This window comes from Streptococcus cristatus, assembly GCF_003943505.1.
Lineage (GTDB): Bacteria > Bacillota > Bacilli > Lactobacillales > Streptococcaceae > Streptococcus > Streptococcus cristatus_E.
On the sequence record NZ_RJPS01000073.1, the window covers coordinates 1 to 712 of the forward strand.

At 37.2% G+C, this 712-nt stretch carries 1 pseudogene; it reads right to left on the bottom strand.

From position 1 onward, the window contains the following. A pseudogene (locus D8792_RS11045) lies at positions 1-712 on the bottom strand (PblA); the annotation flags it as partial.

The following is a 712-nucleotide window of genomic DNA, read 5'->3' on the forward strand; positions in this document are numbered from 1 at the left end:
AATCCACCCAATCAGAGGGATTGAAGAAATAGCAGCTATCGCTGATGTAGCAAAACCTGAAATAGCTGTTTTTGCAATTGCCAAAATACCAGGTATGCCACCTAAGCCTTGCACAAATGTAGCAATTTTAGCTACTGGAAGTCCAACTCCTAAAGCAACTACAGAAGTCTTAAGTAAATCTGCTGCTAGCTGATTATCCTTAAAAAACTTAGTTACATCTTTTAGTATTGATGACACCTCTTTTATAAATCCTGTCAGAATTTCAAATGCAGTGCCAAGCAAATTGACTTCTTGCTTACCGTCCCTTACTCCTAATAGCTCTCCAATGAAACTACTAACAATCCCAGCGATATTGCCAATAGTCGCCCCGATATTCTCAAAAGTGACACGGATATTATCTGCTATGTTGACAATTTGTTTTGCTGCATCATCACTAAAACCTAGCACCTTCAAAATATCGATGTTATCTTGTTTGTTTAAGGAGCCAAAAATCATGTCAAAGAAAGTCTGGAAAATTCCTGTGACCCTTGATAATTGATCATACACCGCACTTCCAAAAGCATCTCCAAATAGCTCAGAAGCTATCTTACTAATCCCTTCTGTTAATAGCAATCCAAGACCAGAAAACACATTCCCAATCATCGGAATGAAATTATCAAACAAAAATGTTTTGGTAGTATCAAATAGAGCATGTAATGCTGGCAAAATATTC